This is a genomic window from Photobacterium frigidiphilum, from assembly GCF_003025615.1.
GTDB classification, from domain to species: Bacteria; Pseudomonadota; Gammaproteobacteria; order Enterobacterales; family Vibrionaceae; genus Photobacterium; species Photobacterium frigidiphilum.
In genome coordinates this window covers 20,238-41,623 of the sequence record NZ_PYMJ01000023.1, presented here as the reverse complement: position 1 = coordinate 41,623, position 21,386 = coordinate 20,238, and the positions used below count along the sequence as shown (strand labels likewise).

General features: G+C 39.6%; 17 protein-coding genes. 10 read left to right on the top strand and 7 right to left on the bottom strand.

The window, feature by feature from the left end; translation table 11 throughout:
- Window positions 1-293: 293 nt before the first annotated feature.
- A complete protein-coding gene (locus tag C9J12_RS19345; protein WP_107244206.1) occupies window positions 294-2,966 on the top strand; it encodes a molybdopterin-dependent oxidoreductase in 2,673 nt (890 codons plus the stop codon).
- Between the two features lie 124 nt (window positions 2,967-3,090).
- Here C9J12_RS19345 and C9J12_RS31635 read toward each other — a convergent pair whose 3' ends face one another.
- Window positions 3,091-3,240 carry a hypothetical protein gene (locus tag C9J12_RS31635; protein ID WP_227876415.1) on the bottom strand — a complete coding sequence of 50 codons (150 nt, stop codon included), beginning with the start codon at window positions 3,238-3,240 and terminating at the stop codon, window positions 3,091-3,093.
- A gap of 191 nt (window positions 3,241-3,431) precedes the next feature.
- Here C9J12_RS31635 and C9J12_RS19335 point away from each other — a divergent pair, with 191 nt between their 5' ends.
- The 4 genes from C9J12_RS19335 (at window position 3,432) to C9J12_RS19320 (ending at window position 8,815) form a co-directional block, all read left to right on the top strand.
- Window positions 3,432-4,037, top strand: coding sequence for a LysE family translocator (locus tag C9J12_RS19335; RefSeq protein WP_107244205.1), 606 nt, complete (start codon window positions 3,432-3,434; stop codon window positions 4,035-4,037).
- Window positions 4,038-4,047: 10 nt separating this feature from the next.
- On the top strand, window positions 4,048-4,866 hold the full coding sequence (locus tag C9J12_RS19330; protein ID WP_107244204.1) for an AraC family transcriptional regulator: 819 nt from the start codon (window positions 4,048-4,050) through the stop codon (window positions 4,864-4,866).
- Between the two features lie 868 nt (window positions 4,867-5,734).
- The gene (locus tag C9J12_RS19325) at window positions 5,735-7,039 is read left to right on the top strand and encodes an anaerobic C4-dicarboxylate transporter (RefSeq protein WP_107244203.1); all 1,305 of its coding nucleotides are present in this window, start codon (window positions 5,735-5,737) and stop codon (window positions 7,037-7,039) included.
- 678 nt (window positions 7,040-7,717) lie between these two features.
- Window positions 7,718-8,815: an extracellular catalytic domain type 2 short-chain-length polyhydroxyalkanoate depolymerase gene (locus C9J12_RS19320; protein WP_107244202.1), complete on the top strand. Its 1,098-nt coding sequence runs from the start codon at window positions 7,718-7,720 to the stop codon at window positions 8,813-8,815.
- A gap of 520 nt (window positions 8,816-9,335) precedes the next feature.
- Here the strand turns inward: C9J12_RS19320 and C9J12_RS19315 are convergent.
- The 3 genes from C9J12_RS19315 to C9J12_RS19305 all read right to left on the bottom strand — a co-directional run bounded on the left by C9J12_RS19315 (window position 9,336) and on the right by C9J12_RS19305 (window position 14,324).
- A complete protein-coding gene (locus C9J12_RS19315) occupies window positions 9,336-11,135 on the bottom strand; it encodes a sulfatase-like hydrolase/transferase (RefSeq protein ID WP_107244201.1) in 1,800 nt (599 codons plus the stop codon).
- Window positions 11,136-11,739: 604 nt separating this feature from the next.
- The gene (locus C9J12_RS19310; protein ID WP_107244200.1) at window positions 11,740-12,933 is read right to left on the bottom strand and encodes an acetate/propionate family kinase; all 1,194 of its coding nucleotides are present in this window, start codon (window positions 12,931-12,933) and stop codon (window positions 11,740-11,742) included.
- Window positions 12,934-13,427: 494 nt separating this feature from the next.
- On the bottom strand, window positions 13,428-14,324 hold the full coding sequence (locus C9J12_RS19305) for a LysR family transcriptional regulator (RefSeq protein WP_107244199.1): 897 nt from the start codon (window positions 14,322-14,324) through the stop codon (window positions 13,428-13,430).
- A 477-nt stretch (window positions 14,325-14,801) separates the two neighbouring features.
- On the opposite strand from C9J12_RS19305, the gene C9J12_RS19300 reads away from it, so the two are divergent.
- Together C9J12_RS19300 and C9J12_RS19295 are read left to right on the top strand one after the other, a co-directional pair.
- The gene (locus C9J12_RS19300) at window positions 14,802-15,605 is read left to right on the top strand and encodes a winged helix-turn-helix domain-containing protein (RefSeq protein ID WP_170111823.1); all 804 of its coding nucleotides are present in this window, start codon (window positions 14,802-14,804) and stop codon (window positions 15,603-15,605) included.
- On the top strand, window positions 15,589-16,071 hold the full coding sequence (locus tag C9J12_RS19295) for a hypothetical protein (protein WP_107244197.1): 483 nt from the start codon (window positions 15,589-15,591) through the stop codon (window positions 16,069-16,071). The genes C9J12_RS19300 and C9J12_RS19295 overlap by 17 nt, the downstream gene beginning before the upstream one ends.
- Before the next feature lie 499 nt (window positions 16,072-16,570).
- Here C9J12_RS19295 and C9J12_RS19285 read toward each other — a convergent pair whose 3' ends face one another.
- Window positions 16,571-17,386, bottom strand: coding sequence for a winged helix-turn-helix domain-containing protein (locus C9J12_RS19285; protein ID WP_107244195.1), 816 nt, complete (start codon window positions 17,384-17,386; stop codon window positions 16,571-16,573).
- 402 nt (window positions 17,387-17,788) lie between these two features.
- Between C9J12_RS19285 and tpx (C9J12_RS19280) the strand changes: the two genes are divergently transcribed.
- The 3 genes from tpx (C9J12_RS19280) to tpx (C9J12_RS19270) all read left to right on the top strand — a co-directional run bounded on the left by tpx (C9J12_RS19280) (window position 17,789) and on the right by tpx (C9J12_RS19270) (window position 19,508).
- On the top strand, window positions 17,789-18,301 hold the full coding sequence (gene tpx, locus C9J12_RS19280; RefSeq protein ID WP_107244194.1) for a thiol peroxidase: 513 nt from the start codon (window positions 17,789-17,791) through the stop codon (window positions 18,299-18,301).
- A gap of 63 nt (window positions 18,302-18,364) precedes the next feature.
- On the top strand, window positions 18,365-18,979 hold the full coding sequence (locus C9J12_RS19275; protein WP_107244193.1) for a redoxin family protein: 615 nt from the start codon (window positions 18,365-18,367) through the stop codon (window positions 18,977-18,979).
- Between the two features lie 31 nt (window positions 18,980-19,010).
- Complete coding sequence (tpx, locus tag C9J12_RS19270; protein WP_107244192.1) at window positions 19,011-19,508, top strand: thiol peroxidase; 498 nt, start codon at window positions 19,011-19,013, stop codon at window positions 19,506-19,508.
- Window positions 19,509-20,560: 1,052 nt separating this feature from the next.
- Here the strand turns inward: tpx (C9J12_RS19270) and C9J12_RS19265 are convergent.
- Complete coding sequence (locus tag C9J12_RS19265; protein WP_107244191.1) at window positions 20,561-20,815, bottom strand: hypothetical protein; 255 nt, start codon at window positions 20,813-20,815, stop codon at window positions 20,561-20,563.
- A gap of 70 nt (window positions 20,816-20,885) precedes the next feature.
- On the bottom strand, window positions 20,886-21,152 hold the full coding sequence (locus tag C9J12_RS19260) for a hypothetical protein (RefSeq protein ID WP_107244190.1): 267 nt from the start codon (window positions 21,150-21,152) through the stop codon (window positions 20,886-20,888).
- Between the last annotated feature and the right edge of the window lie 234 nt (window positions 21,153-21,386).

Here is a 21,386-nt window from a genome sequence, read left to right as displayed (position 1 = left end):
AGCAATATTGGTCAGGAACTTCATTCTCACAATACGGATACTTACTGCCATTCAAAAGCAGATTTACAGATACATTGTGAATAAAACACTTTCAGCAGGTCGATGTTCTGTTATTCGGCATCAGAGCCGTTTTCTTTAAACTGTCAGTGAAGGCATCCACATTTCCCCTCTTTAATAATACTTTCATGTGTATAGATTACCTTTCTTAAATATAAAATTGATTAAATGTATATTTAAAATACCTCTTTATAGGGTTAGTATCGTAGTCACAACTAACAAAAATGAAAATGATAATGGCTATTTCTCGTCGTACCTTATTAAAAACCTCTATTGCCACAGCTGTTGCCGCAGCGGGTGGTTTAGCGATCTTTCCAGCATCGAAAATTTTTGCTGACGATGATGTTGATGTGATTCCGCACGCAAGTCACTGGGGGCCTTTTAACGCGATAGTTAAAGACGGTATTTTAATTGGTGTTCAGCCCCGTAAAGAACTGGATGCGATGCCAACTGAAATGTTGACCGAAGGCCTTCTGAGCCGTGTCTATGATAAAACTCGGGTTAAATATCCCATGGTAAGACAGTCTTACCTTGCCGATCCGAAAGGTGACAATAAGCCCCATTTACGCGGGAAAGAACCTTTTGTACGAGTCAGCTGGGAAACGGCTTTATCCCTTGTGGCCGATAGCATTCAAACCACAGCCAAAGAGTTTGGAAATGACGCTATTTTTAGTAGCTCTTATGGGGGTTGGTCTCATGCAGGTTTAATGCGACCTCAAGTATTGCAGGGGCGTTTCTTTAATTTAATCGGTGGGCAAAGTACAACAACGGGCGATTACTCTGGCGGCGCATCTCAAGTTATCTTGCCTCATGTTATTGGTGATATGGAAGTCTACTCACCACAAACCGCATGGCCTGTTATTGAAAAGCATACCGAAGTATTTGTACTCATCGGTTGTGACCCTTGGAAAAATAACCGCATTGAATTTCGCGTCGCAGATCATCAAATGTACCCTCGCTGGAAACAGTTTGCAGAGAAAGGCATTAAATTTATTTCGATCAACCCACAGCGTACCCGTACCGATGATGAACTGGATGCTGACTGGGTAAAAATAGTACCTAATACCGATACCGCCCTATTTCTTGCCATGGCGCAATATGCCTATGAAAAAGAACTGTATGACCCAACGTATTTAGCACGCTATACCGTGGGTGCCGATAAATATATTGACCATCTGATGGGCAAAAATGATGGGGTTGTGAAGTCACCACAATGGGCAGAGAAAATCACTGGTATTTCTGCTGAAAAGATCAAAGAAATGGCAGAGCTATTCGCAAACAAAAAAACACAGTTTGCCGCAGGTTGGTCACTTCAACGGGCTGATCATGGGGAAATGGTTCATTGGGCGATCATTAATTTTGCAGCTATGCTGGGAAAAATAGGCAAACCTGGTGAGGGGGTTGGTTTTAGCTGGCACTATGGTAACGGCGGTATGCCTCAATCAGGTAAAGCATTGCCTGTTGGTTTATCACAGGGCAAAAATCCGGTAGGTAAAGTTTGCCCTGCATCGCGTATCTCTGAAATGTTAAATAACCCAGGTAAACGCTTTACCCGTGACGGCATCGAATATACCTACCCTGACATTAAAGTCATCTATAACGCAGGCAATAATCTCTTATCACATCAACAAAATACCAATGAGTTGATTGCTGCATTAAACCAAAAGGTCGATACCTTTATTTGCCAAGATCCATGGTGGTGTGCTTCTTCCCGCTATGCTGACATCGTACTGCCTGCAACGAGTTCACTAGAACGTGATGACCTCTCTTCTGGCGGCACATACAGTAACGATAAAATCTATGCGATGCGCCAAGTAATCCAACCTTACGGTGAAAGCTTGGATGACTTTGAGATTTTCCGCCGTCTCTCAAAAATGTTTGGTGTCGAAGAACAATTTACCGATGGTTTAGCCTTCAATGATATTTTAAAACGTGCTTATAAAGCCTCATCAGCAACCTTGCCATTTGAAGACTTTTGGCAACAAGGTGTCGCGCACCTCCCTATCGCTGAATCTGCCAATGACTGGGTAAGGCATGGGGATTTCTATCAAGATCCTGAACAATTTCCACTTCATACCACATCAGGAAAAATTGAGCTGTTCTGCCAAGACATTGCTGATTTTGAAGTGAAAGATTGCCCACCCATGCCAACCTTCATTGAACCGTTTGAATACCTTGGTAATGCAAAAACCAATGCCGTGCATGTTGTTAGCCCTCATCCATATATGCGTTTACACTCGCAAATGGCCAATGCAGATGTACGTAAACGTGAAGATGTACAAGGAAGACAGTACGTACTGATCAATGATCAAGATGCAGAAAAACATGGGATCCGTTCTGGTCAGCTAGTAGAGATCTTTAATGATCGGGGACGACTTATTGCAGGCGCAAAAGTGTCTAAAAAGATCATGCCAGGGGTGATCAGCCTAGAAGAAGGCGCGTGGTTACAATTTGACAGTCAGGGACGTTGTAACAGCGGGGCGATTAATGTTTTAACCTCTAGCAATGCTTCCAGTGAGTTGAGCCAAGCCAACAGTGCAAATACCTGTTTAGCGTATATTCAACGCTGTCGAGACTCAGAATCATCTAACTTAGCGTTTGAACCGCCACAAATATTAGCTTTAGACAGCGGCACTGAGATTGCCAAGCTTGATATCACTCTTGCTGTCGATCAAATAAAGCTAAATGATGTTAAGCAAAGTGCTGGGGAGCAGCTTTTTTATCAACGTTGCACCATGTGTCATTCAGCAAAAGATCCCCGTCAATACACCAAAGTACAATGGCAAGGCATTACCAAAAGTATGTTCCCTCGGGCAGGGTTAAACCCCGCAGAGAGAAAGCAAGTAATGGACTTTCTTGAGGAAAACGCAAAAGACAGCAAAGATGGATCTAAAGTAAGCAGCCTCTAACTTCTAATACCAAGAGAAAGAAAGAAAGAAAGAAAGGCTCTGAACATACCCTCAGAGCCGTTTTTTCAAAATCAGACAACGAGTCATCTTGGGCGATATAATATCGGGTTAAAAGAACACGTAATTACATGCTTATATTTTTTGACATATTGTAGCCCGAGATTGTAAACCCAACGGCTTGATACAGCGCGAGTGCTCGTTGGTTATGGTAAGCAATGAAATAGCCGCAGTAAGCGGGATACTCATCCACACGCATTTCTCGAAGGTTAACCACGTAAAATCCTTTTGGGTTGTCAATAAATGCATAGACATAACGATGACTTGCGTAATATTGATTATCGTACTCCATTAAGCCAATTTATACCCAGTTTGCTTGAAGTAACTGCAGGATAGAGCAATTTCGTTCAATACTCACAATACAGCCCCATTTAGGCTGATAACCATCAGGTTAAATTCGGAGTCATCATGCAGTCAGTTTTACTCTCTATGTCGGTATTTGCTTTTGTGGGTGCGGTATCACCAGGGCCCGTCAATATCATCGCAGCCAGTGCTGGGGCACAATTTGGGTATAAAAAAGCCGTATTTCATGTTCTTGGTGCTACATTCGCTTATACCTTTATCGTATTTCTTTGTGGGCTAGGGCTAGAACAAGCATTAAAAATGCTACCTGAAATGACAGGATGGCTTACGGCATTTGGCAGTGTGTTTTTGCTTTATATGGCTTTTAAAATTGCGACTTCCGTTGGTATTGAAAATTCCGAACACTTAAAAAGTGCGGCTCATCCTACTTTTTTTGAAGGGGTCTTATCTCAAGGGCTAAACCCAAAAGCATGGCTGGTCGCGATGTCTGGCGTAAGCTTATTTGTATTGAAGCACTCACCCACTATGCTGTACTTAGTCATCTTTTGCGCCATCTCCTTTGTGGTATGCTTTTTAGGTGTTTCTGCATGGGCAGCAGCAGGGAATTACATTGGGCGTTATTTATCCACCACAAAACGACAAGTCACTTTTAATATTGCGATGGGATTACTTTTAGGTGGGACAGTGGTGCACATGTTTTGGGGATATTAAGGAAGTAGCAATGAAGCAAGACGACACCGTTTTTCTAATACAATGCGAAACCTTACCTTTTGTGGAGATCCGCAAAGCCTCAAAGTCAGCCGCTTGTTACCAAGCGCATTCTCATGATGAATTTTCGCTTGGTGTCATCGACCGTGGCTCTGCCAATTATAAGAACTTAAATAAAAGAAACCGTATCGAGGCGACAAACACAGTCACCATAAACCCAGGTGATATTCATTGCTGTAATCCCGACGCTGATGATTGGTCTTATCGAATGTTATTTATTGATACACATTGGATCGGGACTCTTCAATCTGAAATGCTCAATAATTATAATATCGATTATCTCCCCTTTTCAAACCGCTATGAAATAGATCCTAACCTATACCGCGAATTTAATGTCCTGTTCGATACTTTAATGAATGAACCGAACCCTCTACTATCAGAAAGTATCTTCATTCAGTATTTAGCCCGATATTTTGGGCAAAATAAGATCGCTTTCCCAAAGACTGAAAAACAGGCCTCACCCGATATAAAGCGAGTTCATGAGAAATTACTTGACCAACTAGAGAGTAATCACACGTTAAGTGATTTAGCAAAAGAAGCAGGTCTAAGCCGTTACCATCTCATTCGACAGTTTAATACGATTTATGGCATGCCACCCCATGCGTTGCAATTGGATGAGCGAATAAAACAAGCAAAGGTCCTGCTCAAAGCAGGCAACACCTTAACAGATGCATCAGGACAACTAGGTTTTGCCGACCAAGCACACTTTCAACGTCATTTTAAAAAACGTACAGCCATTACACCCAAGCAGTATCAGTCGTTTTTTGTTTAAGGTATAAGAAATGAGAGCAGAGGAGATCATAACTCAGCACTCCAGTTTGCGACAAAACCTCATAGCCTCGCGGTATGTTATGGAGTGAAATTGTTCATTACATTAGAGCCATGGTAATCAGATTCTATTTTGTGATTAATGTAGGTGTTTCATGTATTACAAATCATCGCTTAATCTAATTAATAGCCAAATTGTTATTTTTTACTTTATGAAAGACTGCCTCTTTCTGTTGGTTTTTGAGTTTGCTTTTGTTGGGTTAGCTATATTTTGGTTAATAAATGGTGAGCCAATAGTGTGCATTTAGTTACCAGCCATGATCGTGCAAAATATTCTGTGATCAAATATAGATTATGATGATGCTGTTTCCGCATAACAGAATTGATTTAGGCATTTCAAACACAATGGAAAGCTAAGTAGAGTCTTTATAAATTCACAGGCCGAATGATTATTGTGAATAATAAAGTTGGTTTTCTTATGATGGTTTAACTTATTAACCTATCTAAATTATATGGTATGGGGACCATGGAAATACCCATTAATAACAATTAGATATTAAAACTCCGCCATAAGGAAAAACAAGAAAGACTAGAACTGTTTGTGGGTTTTGACTGCTTGGAATTTAATAAATATTCAACTTGTTAGAGTGTTTTCTTATTTGTGAACAAGATGCGGAGGTCAGTAATTCAACTGCTCGTTGAGTTTTCATAAAGAAATACTTTCTAAAAAAGGCTGAACCGAACAATTTTTATCAGTGTTAACAAACTAGCAGACGTGGTTTGTTATCTGAGGCCTGTCTACCCGTAATTAATTTGCAATTCAGTTCAACACTGATGTCGCAATATAAATATAAAAAATTGAGGGATTTATTATGCTGTTACTGGAAATTATTTTATTGTTGGGATGTATCATACTTGCCGCTCGTTTGGGTGGTATAGGTGTCGGATTGGCTGGTGGTGTAGGGATGGTAATTGCCGTCTATATAATGGGCCTATCTCCCGGAGATATACCTGTTTCTGTTATTTTGATCATCATGTCGGTCATTCTTGCTTTATCTGTAATGCAGCAAGCTGGCGGTATGGGGTACATGGTTAAATGCGCAGAGAAAATGTTGCGCAATAACCCTAAGTATATCAATATTCTCGCGCCTGCTACGACCTTTATATTAACAACCCTTGCAGGCACTGGCTATACCGCCATGTCTGTTTTAAACGTCATTCAACAGGTTGCCAAAGAGAATGGGGTTCGCCCAAGCCAACCGTTAAGCTCGGCTGTTGTCGCGTCACAAATCGCGATTACTGCCTCGCCTATATCTGGTGCAACAGCTGCTATGTATGTTGTGGTAGAGCAGATGGGCGTAAACTTTTTTGATGCCCTCTGTGTGATCTTTCCTGCGGCACTAGTTGGCTCTGCGGTTGCGGCCTTTGTTGCCAGCAAGCAAGGTGTGGAGCTGGCTGAAGACCCTATCTATCAAGAGCGCGTGAAAAAAGGCCTAGTTAACTTTAGTTCCGATGAAGAAAAAGATGCAGAGCCGACCCCAGAAGCCAAACGTTCGGTGATGTTATTCCTAGCCGGTGTTATCTTCATTGTCTGCATGCTGATGTTTAAATCAGTGATTGGCCACACATTAGGATCTAAAGATATTATTGTCATTACAATGCTATTTATTTCATTCTTGATGGCGATGACATGTAAGGTGCAATTATCAGAAATTAAGCATGCCCCAATCTTTAGGGATGGTGCTGAATCTTTGATTGTTATTCTCGGTATTGTGTGGCTAAGTTCTACCATCATTGGTGCCCATATTGGTGAAATTAAAGATGTTGCGGGCAGTGTGTTAAACGAGTATCCGGCATTACTTGCAGTCGTCTTTTTCGCTACGAGTGCCCTGCTGTTTAGTCAGGGGGCTACCAGCGCATTATTAGTACCAATTGCGGCTACCTTAGGTGTAGATGCTGGTACTATCTTGGCTAGCTTTGTTGCTGTTAGTGCGTTGTATATGACTAACATCTACCCAACCACGGCTTTTGCTATTGCGACTGATGACACTGGATCATTCTTAAGTAAGAGGTGGAATGGCTCGCTGATCATCAACCACCCATTCTTCCTACCGGGTTCGTTGGGAATTGTGAGCGCTGTACCTGTTGGCTTCTTCCTTTCAAGTATCTTTATTTAATCACTACCCCTGCTGTGGTATGAGAAAAGGTCAGGTGAGTGCTTCCCTGACCTTTTTTTGTATTCAGGGCGTATACCGAGTTAGAAAAAATCGTGCCTATTTAAAATGATAACTTCGCGCGCATAAAAAAACGGCCCTGAGCATACACTCAGAGCCGTTTTCCCGTTCCGTAATCCCTGCGTTCCAAACAGGGTATTGCCAAGTTCATAGGCAACTTGGCAAGAGCAGTAAACTTCCTATGGCTTCCTTCAGCCCCCACCGTTAGCCAGTGACGCCCTTGCCATTCGGATTGTCTTCCCGTTAGTCGGGGTGACTGCACTATCTTTCAAGTGAACGGGTTTGCCAGCTTTGCTGGGCAAACAATGAAACGGCCCTGAATGGTTCAGGGCCGTTACTGATTTATTTGACCTGCATTAATGTTCCTTGCAAAGCCCATAACTCAAACACCAGAAAATCATACCTCAACCGCATTCTTCTTTCGTAAATCACAAACAAAGATGCAACCTATTTTATACGTGCATATTCTCATCCCGGGATATTGCCCACAGGCAACCCGAGCGTGTACAACATTTTCAAGTCACGCAATCTTTGTGTTAACGCCACATAGTTTCAACACCATGTTGTAAGGACACAAAACCGATACCTATTGTTAATATTATAAATTGCCAGGAGGCAAACATGATAAAGGAACTTAGAATCACAATTGCTCTATTGTTTATTTCTCTTAGCACCACAGTCCTTGCGACACAAACAGAACTTCCTGCACTGAATGCTCTTCCAAACGAAACCTCCATATCTGGGTTATCCTCCGGTGCTTTTATGGCGGCTCAATTCCATGTCGCCTACTCTAAAGATCTGGTTGGTGCAGGTATAGTCGCAGGTGGCCCATGGAACTGTGCCGGTAACAATCCATTCAGCAACCCGTTTATTACGCCAATTCTGAACGCAACAACGACCTGCATGAATCCCTGTAAAAACAGCATTGTCGGCTGCCCGTCAATAATGTACCCAGACAGTGATTTTTTGGTCGACCTTGCGAAAGACACAGCTGATTCCGATGAAATTGATGCCGTAGACAATCTGAAGGATGACAAAGTATATATCTTCTCTGGAGCAAGTGATAAAACCGTCGTGACAGGCGTTGTAGACACCACCGCCGAGTTTTACCAGAAACTAGGAGTGAGTGACGATCATATACTGTACAACAACCGAATTAACGCAGGCCATGCCTTTATCACCACCGATAAAAACGACACCCAGTGCGACAAAACTCAAGAACCGTTTATCAATAATTGCGATATTCCGCAGGCTCAGCGTATTCTCGAACACATATACGGTGCCCAGAACCCTGCAGCCAAGAAATTAAGCGGCGAACTCATTGAGTTTAATCAGAGTGCCTTTTTTGACAGCCCACTCACAAGCATGGACGAAACCGCGTTTGTGTATATACCCGAAAATTGCCGTGCAGAGCAATGTAAAGTTCATGTCGCCGTACATGGCTGTGAACAAGGCGCCTCCGAAATAGGGACAAAATATGTAAAGGAAACGGGTTATTTAGAAGTCGCAGATACCAACAGCATGGTTGTGCTCTTCCCTCAAGTTAATAAATCAATGCTAAGCCCTATGAATCCCAATGGGTGTTGGGATTTCTGGGGTTATAGTACCAACAATCTTCCACCGTATAATTACTACAGTAAAGATGCGCCGCAGATGGTCGCGATTAATAAAATGATTGCTCGCCTGATCAGTAAACCTCAGCATCTAGCACAAAAATAAGCGTCTAGTTTCACCATATTCAGAAATTAAAAAAACGGCCCTGAGCATACACTCAGAGCCGTTTTCCCGTTCCGTAATCCCTGCGTTCCAAACAGGGCTTTGCCAAGTTCATAGGCAACTTGGCAAAACCAGCCTTATACAGGCTAGTTTGAATCTATTAAGCGTGTAAAAGCGCCATAGATTCTTTAGCAATTATACCAATTCCATTAATTATCTGACCATTCAGAATACCACTGGGAGTCGAGTTCAAGGATAGTGTTTGATAAAAGAGTGGTTCTCTTTTGAAATCGCTAGACACAGAAGTTGGCTTCCAGTGGTGTTCCCTTTGGGCGAGTTTAAAAGACTTTTATACTGCGTTAATAAATTTCAATTTAGAGCCACTAGATCCTCAATTTATCTCCTTGCCTAAAAGCATTTTAACTCTCGCTGAACTGATCAGATAATTAATGGATTTGGTATTACCCACTCTTCATTGGTTGGGTGATCAATATGATTGCACTGACAAAATTTGGGCACACTGTTACAGTCTCAGATGTTTTATGTCAGGGGAGAGCCTCCAGCCAACGTCATCGTCCCCCGGCAACATCTGTCCTATATCTTCTCCCACTTCCTGCTCTATGAGTAAGTTAAGTTTATTGTTCATCGTTAAGATGAGATCACCGTATTTCTGATAATCAAGAGAGAGATTTTTCATTTCAAGTGGATCGTTTTTCAGGTCGAACAGCTCAACATCGTTATATGCAAATAATTGCTCAATAGAGCGTGGTATATGATGCTCAAGAGGAGAAAAATAACGGTTAAACTTGTACTGCCCATCGCAGATGCTGCGAATAGCACCGCGTTTTTTTAAATTTGGTCGAAAACCTTGATTGGCAATCTCCTCTGGCTTCCCGCCTTCAGCAAAGAATTTATTAATGTTGGTAAAAAATGCTGCGTCCAAATAAGCCAACATATTGTAGTTATACAATGCCCCGACGCGAAGGGCATCGATTGCCGCCGCCTCAGGATTACCGAGTAAGGTCGTTATATCTTTGCCTGGGAGATCTTTAACTGAGACCGTTTTTCCCCGAGCGATACTCAGCAAGGTGGTTGCTATATCCACATGTGAGGTCACAGCTTTACAGCGCTTATTTCCTTCAAAGGCAGGGTGTGAAATTGTAAAAGGCACATTGTTTTGTTCACGGTAAGCCGTGGCCCCCTTTCCTGATAACCCGTGGGCCCCAGCCAGCTCTCCATGATCTGCGGTAAAAATAACAATTGTGTTGTCAGCAATACCAAGGTTATCAAGCTCATCCAATATTTCGACTATCCTGTTGTCCACATCCCTAACACAGTTAAGGTAATAGTTATTCAGGCGCTGCCAACGCTCGTCAACATTGGGGACGACCCCAACCATCGCACCGCGAGATAGCATATAGTCCAGATGTGCGGTCGGTCTCCCTTTTTCTTGAATCAGTTGGCTGCGAGATTCAGGCAGGCTGACGTTCCACTCTTTCTGGTAAAGGGGATTATTCGGCTCTCGATTCATACGCATCATCACCCCCCCCGAGTGCTGTGCCTGACCGGGAAGATCGGTATTGTAATACATTACATCGTGGGGATTAATTAGGTTGACGGCCAGAAACCATGGCTTATTCTCCTGACGGAGCTGATCTGCCTTGCCTCGTAGCCAGCTTCGGCTCATCGCGGAGATGACTTCATCATGCAAATACCCCCCCTCGGTATGAGCAATAATATCTCCGATCCCAAAATAATCAGAGAAGCCATACTGCTCCATTTCTTCAACGAGGATCTTTTGGGGGAAATGCAGTTCATTGGCGGTTTCAAATTCTTCGGTGAGGTGCCATTTGCCCTTATAGGCGGTGTAATACCCCTCCTTTCGTAACAAGTCACCAATAGTATCGATATCTGTCGACATGCTGCCAGACCAGGGAAAATTGGTATTGTCGAACATGCCATTATTCTGGATATGCTGCCCTGTATATATCACTGAGCGTGACGGGGTGCATACGCACGATCCAACTTGGTGGTTATCAAATACAACACCGTGCTTGGCTAGGCGTTGGTGTCCCGGCAATTGATACCCTTCCGGCAGTTCCTCTGGTGTCATATGGCGTTCCTGATCCGTAACAATCATTAAGATATTATAAGGACCAGCACTGGGCTGCTTGGGCATCCCCTTGCTTTCAGCATGCTCTGCTTGAGCATTGACAGACTGGGGACCAATCAAACTCCCTCCAACACCTGTCGCCAGAGCAGCTAAACCTGCATTTTTTAAAAAATCTCGGCGGGATAATTTACTTTCATTATCATTTCCCATAACTCACCTTACTTTGAGATGTATGTTATTTGCTCTATGACATCGATTGTAGGTAGCCAGCCCACTTTCATAATTTTTATTGCCTATTCCTCTCACAGCATTCAACACACGGATTCAAAGCGATGAACTAAAAGCCGCCAAAGCAAACGATACAAAAAGTCTTTTAAAGTGAAATAGGGGGCTGAGTCGTAAGTTTAGCAGCTAACTCATTAATGGGAGTGAAAGCATATTAACGATATGAGGCGTCGTTTCAAAGAGTTCACGCGCTTTTTTGTCCCCCCTAGAATTACACTATCACCATGATTGAAAATCGGTGAAAACTGCTAATAGAAGCGCTGCTCACGCAGGGTAGTATCAAGCAGCGCCTAACGGTGAAGTAGTAGTGAAAAAGTTTGCTAACAGCCTCCATAAAACCAGCTTCGAAACCACATCATAAAATGTATCTCTCTTGATGGATTGCTGTACTACCGTTGATAAAAAAACGGCCCTGAGCATACACTCAGAGCCGTTTTCCCGTTCCGTAATCCCTGCGTTCCAAACAGGGTATTGCCAAGTTCATAGGCAACTTGGCAATACCAGCCTTATACAGGCTGATTTGAATCTATTAAGCGTGTAAAAGCGCCATAGATTCTTTTGCAATTACCCACTCTTCATTGGTTGGAATAACCATTGCGAGAGGTGTATTTGCCTGCGTGATAACACCGTCTTTCCCAAAACGTGCATCAGCATTTGCTGCTTCATCTTCACGGTAACCAAAGATCTTAAGAGACTTAAGAATTTGGCGACGGATAGGTAATGAATTCTCACCAATTCCACCCGTAAAGATGATGCCATCTAATTCATCTAATGCCACCATGTAAGAGGCAATGTATTTTGCTACACGGTAAGTGAAGATTTCAAATGCCAGTGTTGCACCAACATGACCTTCTTCCATCGCTTCGATAACACCACGACAGTCACTTGTTAAGCCAGATACACCTAAGAAGCCAGAGTTAGAATTTAGCTCTTTAAATACTTGCTCTGTAGACCAACCTTTTTTCAGCAAGAATTCAATAATGCCTGGATCCAAATCACCACAACGTGTGCCCATCATTAAGCCAGATAACGGTGTAAAGCCCATGCTTGTATCAACACTTTGACCGTCTTTAATTGCACAAACTGATGCGCCATTGCCAAGGTGTACTGAAATAAAGCTGCTTTTTTCAATCGGTTTATTAATTACTTTAGCTGCTTCGCGGCTCACAAAATAGTGGCTTGTACCATGGAAGCCGTAACGACGAATGCCGTAGTCATCATATAGCTTGCTTGAAATTGCACCAGTAAATGCTTTTGCAGGCATTGTTTGGTGGAATGCAGTATCAAACACTGCATATTGAGATAAAGCAGGGAAAGCAGCGATTGCAGCTCGCATACCAACAACGTGTGCAGGATTATGCAGCGGTGCTAGATCGCTAAGATTCTCAATTTCTTGTAAGACAGTTTCATCAATCTTGACAGTTTGAGTAAACTTCTCGCCACCATGTACAACACGGTGACCGACAGCAACGATATCTTGTTTAATACCTTGCTCTTCAAGTAAAGCAACAATACGGTCAATTGCCTGCTTATGGTGGTTGCCGTTATCGCTTAGTTGAAACTTATGTTTCTTACCGTCGATTTTCCAGCTAACGTTTGCGTCAGCAAGACCAAAACACTCACCAAGACCATTTAAGGTTGCTTCGCCACTAACCGTATCGATTAGTGCAAATTTAAGTGAAGAACTACCAGAATTGATTACAAGAACTAAAGAATTGCTCATGGTTATCTCATCAGAAAAAAGGTAAACAGGACAAAATGCTGTCCAAACACACGTCAATCAGACTTTGCAACGAAAAATGTGTCGATCAGCATTTTCTTCGTTTTTATCTATATGATCACATCATACTCAATTTTTTTTGAAAGTCTCAACTTTTGTTTTAATTCGAGGCTAAAAATTTAAGCGAAACTGGTTTAGATCAATTTTTATCGGGTAAAAGACAATTATCCGAACAAAATGCCAGCAAATATTCAACTTTAGTTGAGTAAAAGAAGCGGGGGATCTTCCTTACCTCAATTATTTTTAAGGTTAAGAGGATAAATACTCATTTTCCATGCAAGAAAAAGGTGATTTCACGCATTGCTCACTCAGGTTGTTCAAAAATGAAGGAACTCTAAGTCTTATTTGAACGTAGTATATAAAACGAGGTAAGACGACAGGGTGGCATGGGCATGGCAACCATCACTTTAGGTAAGTAATATAATAGGTATATTTCTCTATAATTTCTCATCTTGTTTTTGAAACCACTCTCTTAAAAAAACCATTAAATGATGAATTCGGGGGTTCACCTGCACATCTCGATGACAAACTAGCCACCATGTAATATTAGGCAATGGGATATCTTTGAATATTTCAATCAAGCCAGCCGTTTTCTTAGCAACTTCTGCAATCGTAACAGCAACACCGGCCTGTGCTTGAATCAAATTAAGTTGCATTTGGTAACTATCAGTACGAAAGATAAATTGCTTTTTGGATAAATTACGCCCCGATTTTTCAGCCTCGTTAATATACATATTGCTGTTATCAAATCCTATAACGCTATGCGGTGCACGATAAATGTCATCTGGTGTTTTAGGATAACCAACATCATCGATATAGGATTCATGAGCAAAAAAACCCAATGATCTGCTCATTAAATACGTAACGACAAGATCGGGCTGTTCCGGTTTTTGCTGGCATATCGAAATATCTGCGTCGCGTTTATTTAAATTCACTTTGTCATTCGACACAATCAACTCAACATTAATTAAAGGATGCACTCGGTGAAATGCAGCTAAAGCATCAGGTAAAAAATGAAAACCAAATAACTCACTTACAGCTAAACGTACATTGCCCGATTCTTCAATTGAACTACCGTTAACCTGACGAGAAAAGCGCTCTGCACCTAATGCTGTATCTTTAGCTGACTCTAACAATTGGCGGCCGACTGGTGTCAGCTTTAAACCGCTTGTTGAACGTTCAAATAAATGTAATCCAGTTCGCTCTTCAAGCGCCAGAATTTGACGACTTACCGTCGGTTGAGACATTCCCACTACTTGCGCAGCAGCAGACATACTTCCCTGTTCTGCCACTGCTAGAAATATCCGAATACTGTCCCATTCCATGCTATTCATATTCGTATATCCATCATACTTTATTGTAGGTTTACTATATCGTTAATCCACGACAGGCTGCTTAATTAAATAGATGAGGTAACTCGCATAGATGAGGATATTGAATGAAAAATGCATTAGTCGAACTCACTCATACTGATTTAGACTTTATGATCTCGTCGAAGATGGTGATGCTATTTTTATTCATCAACCAGAGACCGATACGAATCAACGCGACAACCTTACCTTTCTGTTAGAACAAATCATTCAAGCCAAGCTGGTGTAAGGTATTACTCGCGGTCGCACGCTGCCTAGCGTTAAACAGTAGAAAGCGGGAATATTCTGAATAAATACTTTAATTTTAGAAAGGGCACTAGATATGATTAACAATCGACTTCTTATTCACATTGTGAAATAATTGCTTACATTTTTAATTTCATTTTTCCATGTGACATTAATTATTTAAAATAAATGTATAAAAATTAGTGAGTATAAATTTTGTGGCATTTTAACCCCACAGCTTACCATCAGTTAGTCAATGTGGTAACAGGAAAAGTAAAACGAATAAAATCTACGGAGTCAGACACTCTGTATTTACTGATAAGTAATGAGGGTCACTATGTCACAAAAAAATCAATCATGCATGAGATATGGGGAGGGCGGCCCGTATCGGAAAATAACATTACTCAATCAATCTCCCAACTTCGATTTTTATTGGGAGATAGTGGAAAAGAGCAAAAAATAATAAAAACCAAACCTCGTGAAGGATACATGCTACTGCCTGGTAATATTGTTTTAAATCAACCCATTACCTCAACGTTTAATGTTGAAGAAAAAAACGACCATACCATTATTAACATAGAAAAAAACACCAACATGCTCTTACTTAATGAGAGCATTGAAAGCATTAAATTTTTCTACAGAAAATATGTAAACAATAAAATTAAAAATTTATTTTTCATTGTTTTTTTATTTATTGCCACGGTTAATTTTTACAACATATACAACCTTTTTTATCAGAAGAAAGGTCTGGTTAATTTGCCAATTATAATAAAAAATGAATATAATACTCATTTTCATTTAGATGGTGAAAATGCAAGTGAGAAATTATACCTTTATTTGAAAGATAATATCCCCGACACTATTAGTCATATACTTATCTTTAAGAATCCTGATAGATTTTATCTTTCGTGTATTTACTATAACAAGACTTACAAACAAGATAATGCATATAATATCTCGTTTACTGATGATTATCCGTTTGAATTAATACTAGGAAAGATACGTGAAACATGTAACTAAAATAATCCTATATATTTATATTTTTCTTTCTCTTTTCTGTTTTCTAACTCTAGTGATAGTAAATTTTTCAAACCGTCCTGAAGTAATAAAACAGTATGGTTCTCCCGCTTTTTATTCAGAAAAAGAACTCTTTCTTAATGGTGATAGTAGTGCATACAAAGAGCTTAATTCAATCATTACGGATTTGTGGGGATTTTCCACAGTACAAGCCTCAATTAGCACTAAGGGAGAAGTGAAGCTTTACAACAATACCTATTCGATTAAATTTTTAGGTAATGACGTAATGTCCTCTCTGACTCTCACTAATAATAATTACGATTCGATGATAGAGAAGGATATTTTTCTGGTTAATCAACGATCTTTTCCACGTTATGAATTTTTCAAAATTGCCTATGAAGACGAACATTTCATTTGTACAACAAGTTTGAATTTACATACAGTCTCATGTCGAACAATAGTACGGTGATAGTGTTTTCATCATAAAATTCAGGAATCACTTTACAAACTGTACACAATCTACAGCTGATGTACTCAAGCTTGAGTAACATATAAGTGCCGACGTTTTCTTTACGATCTGAAAAACCTCGTCTCGTGGGTACTCATTTAAATGGGCTTCTGAGAGATCTGACCCCGAACTAGACCGTTTCTTTTGATTGCCTGCACTCATCGATACTGAAAACAAGTTACTGCTTAAAAAATGGATCGAATACGATTGGTTATATGCTTTATCATCAGAGTTTGAAGATAAAACTGTCGATTTCATGCTGTGTATTCCCCAGAATAAACGAAGGATAGAGTGCACTTCACGATAGCGGTTGACACTATTTTTACCATAGGCAACTCCTTCACTAAAAACTATCGGGTTCGTACGGTTATTAATTACTTTACTCACAAATAACTCATTTGAACCTAACAAGTACACCGCTCCACACAATGCTCCTAAGCAGTACAATACCAGTGTGTATTTAGCGACATTGTTCATTAATGATGTTCCGCATATCAAGGAAAGAATAATCCATAGAAAAAGAGAGATTTTTAACGGATTGTTCGTTGAGTTTTACGCAACGGTAAACACACGATACATAGAACTGACCAGGGTTCTTTGAAATAAATAGATCGGTAATATGCTGGTTTAACTTGCTAACAACCTGTTTATACAATATTTCACTACCACCATGGTTATCGTAATAATACGTTGTACCACCGACGTCTGTCATATTCCACGTATTTGGCTCTAGTGACCATCGCTGAATCATAACATTCCCTAAACGGTAATAGAAAAAAGAAGCAAACAGTAAAATAATGAAGATAAAAAAAACATTCATTCTACGCCACCAATTTAATTGGCACAAAAAATGAATTTTTTGGATTATTTTTGCCTCAGTTTTATTATCATCTTCTGTTTTAACGTGAACTTTCACCTCATTCTGACTTAATGAAGTGCTCGTTGTCGACTTTGTTATTTTTTCATAATCATCAGAAAAAACAACATGCCCCTCAATTAGCATGTAGCCCTTCCGAGGTAGTGTTTTTATTATTTTTTGCTCTTTCCCACTATCCCCGAGTGTTAATCGTAGTTGTGCTATTGCTTGCGTTAAACTTGCATCTGAAACGATCCTATCTTCCCAAGCATTATTATTTAGTACGTCTTTACTGACTAATTGACCTTGATGCTTAACCAATAGTTTTAAAATTTGACAATCTGTCGATTTAATACGTTTATAAACATTAAGCTTTGAGTTATGGAGCTGTTCACGTTGATGAGGATGAAATATCCACATAATTTTCTCTATATGTTATGGCTTTTCATTATATGTAACTATTTGAAAGAATCATACATAAACCAACAATAAAACACTAATCAATAATCAATAATTACAATTAATATGCAATCAGGCGCACATAAGTTGCTGCTTTAACAGGCAAACTTGAGCATTTATGCCTATAAATAATGACATTTATCATATGAAAATTTAATTCACGCTATGAAAAAAAGCGTATTTTTATGATGTCAGTCACAAAAATACACACTTTAGAGTCATAACTCCTCTCTATATTAATGATTTTATTGGCATTTTAAATTTATGAAAAGTTAATTATTAAAAGCGATGACATTTCAATATATTAGCTCCAAAGCAAATAACACATGTTGGTTTATTACTAGCGTAACACTAAGTATTTAAATGAATTATATTTCTTATAAAAATGCATCAATAGCAATAACAGGTGTACCTGTTAATGTTGGCGAACAGGCTCGACAGTTTTCATTAACAAGCGTTCACTTTTCACCGGTTACACTTGAGCACTTTAAAGGAAATAAACTGATTATTTATACGTTTCCTAGCGTGGACTCAATTCTTTGTGCCAACAGCATTCGAGAGTTCAACTTATGGGCAATGAGGTTTAAATATATAACAGACATTACCGTACTGTGTGTATCAATCGATACTCCTTTTGCACTTATTAGATTTATTGAATCCGAAGGGTTAGATTATATTAAATTTGCATCATGCTACCATTCACCAATCTTTATGCATGATTACAACACCTTAATTTCCGACTCTATTTTCGCTGGTTTTTCAGCACGTGCTGTTATTTGTATTAATGAAAAAAGTAAGATTCAACATCATGAACTTATTAGTCACCTATTTGATGAGCCTGATTATAGTGCTGCGTTCAAATCATTAATAAAGTAATACATTAATTAAATTCGAAAGCAGGATTTCTTATTCTGCTAACAACAATAAGAGTTATAATCAATGAAAAAAACAACCTTATCTGCTTTAATAGCTTGCTTTTTATCAACAGCAACGCTTGCAGCCAATCAATTCAGTACTGTCACCGATTCTGCACCATTAGGCATCGGTAATACCGTCACACTAGAAACTGCCCCATTACAACTGACTGGTCACGCGGTTAAACTTGGCGATATGATGCCGAGCATTATGCTTAAACAAAATGATCTTAGTGATTTCGATACAACAGTACCATCAAAGAACATACGCATTTACAACATCATTGCTTCTGTCGATACCCCTGTATGTGATGAGCAACTGCACGAACTAAGCGACTACCTGAATGCTAACAATACTTCAGGTATTGATTTCTTAGCTGTCAGTGCTGACACACCATTTGCACAATCTCGCTTTGCCAAAGCCGCCGAGATCAACAAGCAAATTACTTTCTTATCAGATGCCGTATCGCATAGCTTCGGTCAAAAAACAGGAACACAAATTGCTGGTATCGGCTTATTGACCCGCACCATCATTGTTGTAGATAAGAATAACATCATCCGTCATATCCAACGTGTACCTGAGTTGACTACAACACCTGATTTAACAAAAGCGATTACAATTGCAAAACAATACATCTAATCACCCATTATTATAAAAAAGAGATCATAAAATGACTACAGTCACTTTCACAGGAAATTCCGTGCCGCTCACAGGTCAATTACCAGAAATCAAAGAGAATGCACCATCATTCTCTCTGTGTGGTAACGACTTAACAGATATTACACTCAACCAATTTTTGGGCAAAAAAGTTATTTTAAATATATTCCCAAGTATTGATACACCAGTTTGTGCAAACAGTGTCATTAAATTTAATGAATTAGCAACAGAGCATACCGATATTGTAATTCTTGGCATTTCTGCAGACTTACCATTCGCAACCAGTCGATTCAATGAGCAGAATAATATTGAACACGTAATGATGGCAAGCTGCTTTCGCTCAAACGGATTTGCGAAAGATTATGGCGTATGTATTGGTGAAGGGCCGTTGTCTGGTTTAACCGCACGTGCCGTGATTGTTATCAATGAAATAGGGCAAGTGCTATACACCGAACTTGTCAGTGAGATCACTGATGCACCCAATTACGACGCAGCATTAAGCGTGCTGTAATAACGAAAAGAGTGCTGCCATCCCTAGATGGCAGCATCACTGCCCCTCACTGAAACCAAGATCTCAAATGAGTAATTACATCTCTTGCTACCACTGTTTTCGATATCAAAAAAGTACTCAAATGCCACTAAGTATGATTGAACAGTTACTAATACAACGTCATCAAATGAAATTTATATCTCAACATTATCATTTAAGGTCTTACTAAGAATGAAACAGAAAATTATCACCATGACCCTACTTCTCATTTTAGTTCTATCTCTTTTTTTCAGCCTTATTTGGTTAACAAAAACGATAAGTAACAACTTTGAGAGTAATAATGCCGACATCATGTTATTTGATAAAAAAGTTTTTTTTAAGTGTCATATTATCTGTTAGCAACACCATTTTAAACAGTTATCATCCTTCATGCAGTTAATCGTTACAGCACTTATACTAAGGTTAATCTTCGCACGAACTGGACTGAAATAAATACGCTACAAACCTATTACACTGCACTCGCTTCCGCCTTGAATGCTATATTTTCTCATTTAGAGTATTGAACGATGTGACTGATGGTGTGACCTTACTTGTTGATGTTCACAATATTGGTACTGATTTCTACAATCAATCGAGAGTAAAGCTCGACACAAATTCAACACACAGTACGCAGTACCAAAACACATTGAAATATAAATAAAGAAGCTAAATATATGGCAAGAACGTAGCGGCTAAATCAGGGCTTAACGAATCTGTTCTTGATCAAGGTTTGGGGGAATTAACGCCGCTAGCTTGAGTCTGAAATGGAAAATCGGTCTTTATAGTGAGGTTAACCCGCTTAATACTAGCCGTGAGTACGCTTACTGTGATCAGATAGAAAAAGATAACCGCAAAACTCAAGTAGAGTTTGTCTTGCGGTCATTCCACAATGTCGACAAGAATCATTTAAAATCACTATTGGAGTACGTTAGAGAACCCAAAAGCGGCATAACTCATTAATCAGGTTCGGGCAGAGCCGGAGCGTCTGTGAAGTGAACCGCATTAGCGGTCAAACTTGGTGATAAAGTTATATTTTAAGACTCAACCACCATCGCATCTCCTATTAATGTTACCTTTAGAGTGCTGCCATCCAACAGTGTAAGAACATACTGACGCTCATACTCCACACTCATACCATTAACTTCGAAATCATCATTAACAACATCAAAACCGACAACTTTGCAAAGTTTCTTACCATCATTATAAAATATTGCTGCTTTTTCGATATTGTTAACAGTTAATAACATCGAACAAATAAAATCCACTGAATCAAATGTAAATACAACCACTTTTCTTTCTCATAAAAAAAGACAGCATATAATGTATAATGACAATATGATGTCTAGCTTAAAGTTTACACTATGCGCCAAGAATATTACGCACAATGATATTATTTATATCTGTAATTATATCAATGCCATCATGATTAAATGTTAATTCACAAAAATTAAATTCACACTGCAATATTTTTAAAATCCCTTGAGATAACATCGCCTTATCTTGGTCGTTAAAGAATTTACTTTTTATAAAATAGCATTTCACATATAATTTTAATTTATCAATATGCTCGCCTTCTTGCCCCGTGATTTCTTGATACTCTTCTATTTTATCGAACACAACTTTCATATTAATTTCACTGATTACTATTAATTATATTTAAAAGGAAAACGTGACATTGCTCTTTCTGCTTGTTCGTCACAGAGACACTAGCTGTCATTAACCAAGCAGTATCATGATGTTCACCATAACAAACCATTTGTACACGAGTTTCATCGTCTGCTTGAATTTCACTGCTGATAATGACACCAACGTTTCCTTTCTCAGCCGATCGCAATGCCCCCAAGCGCCACCCAATCTAGA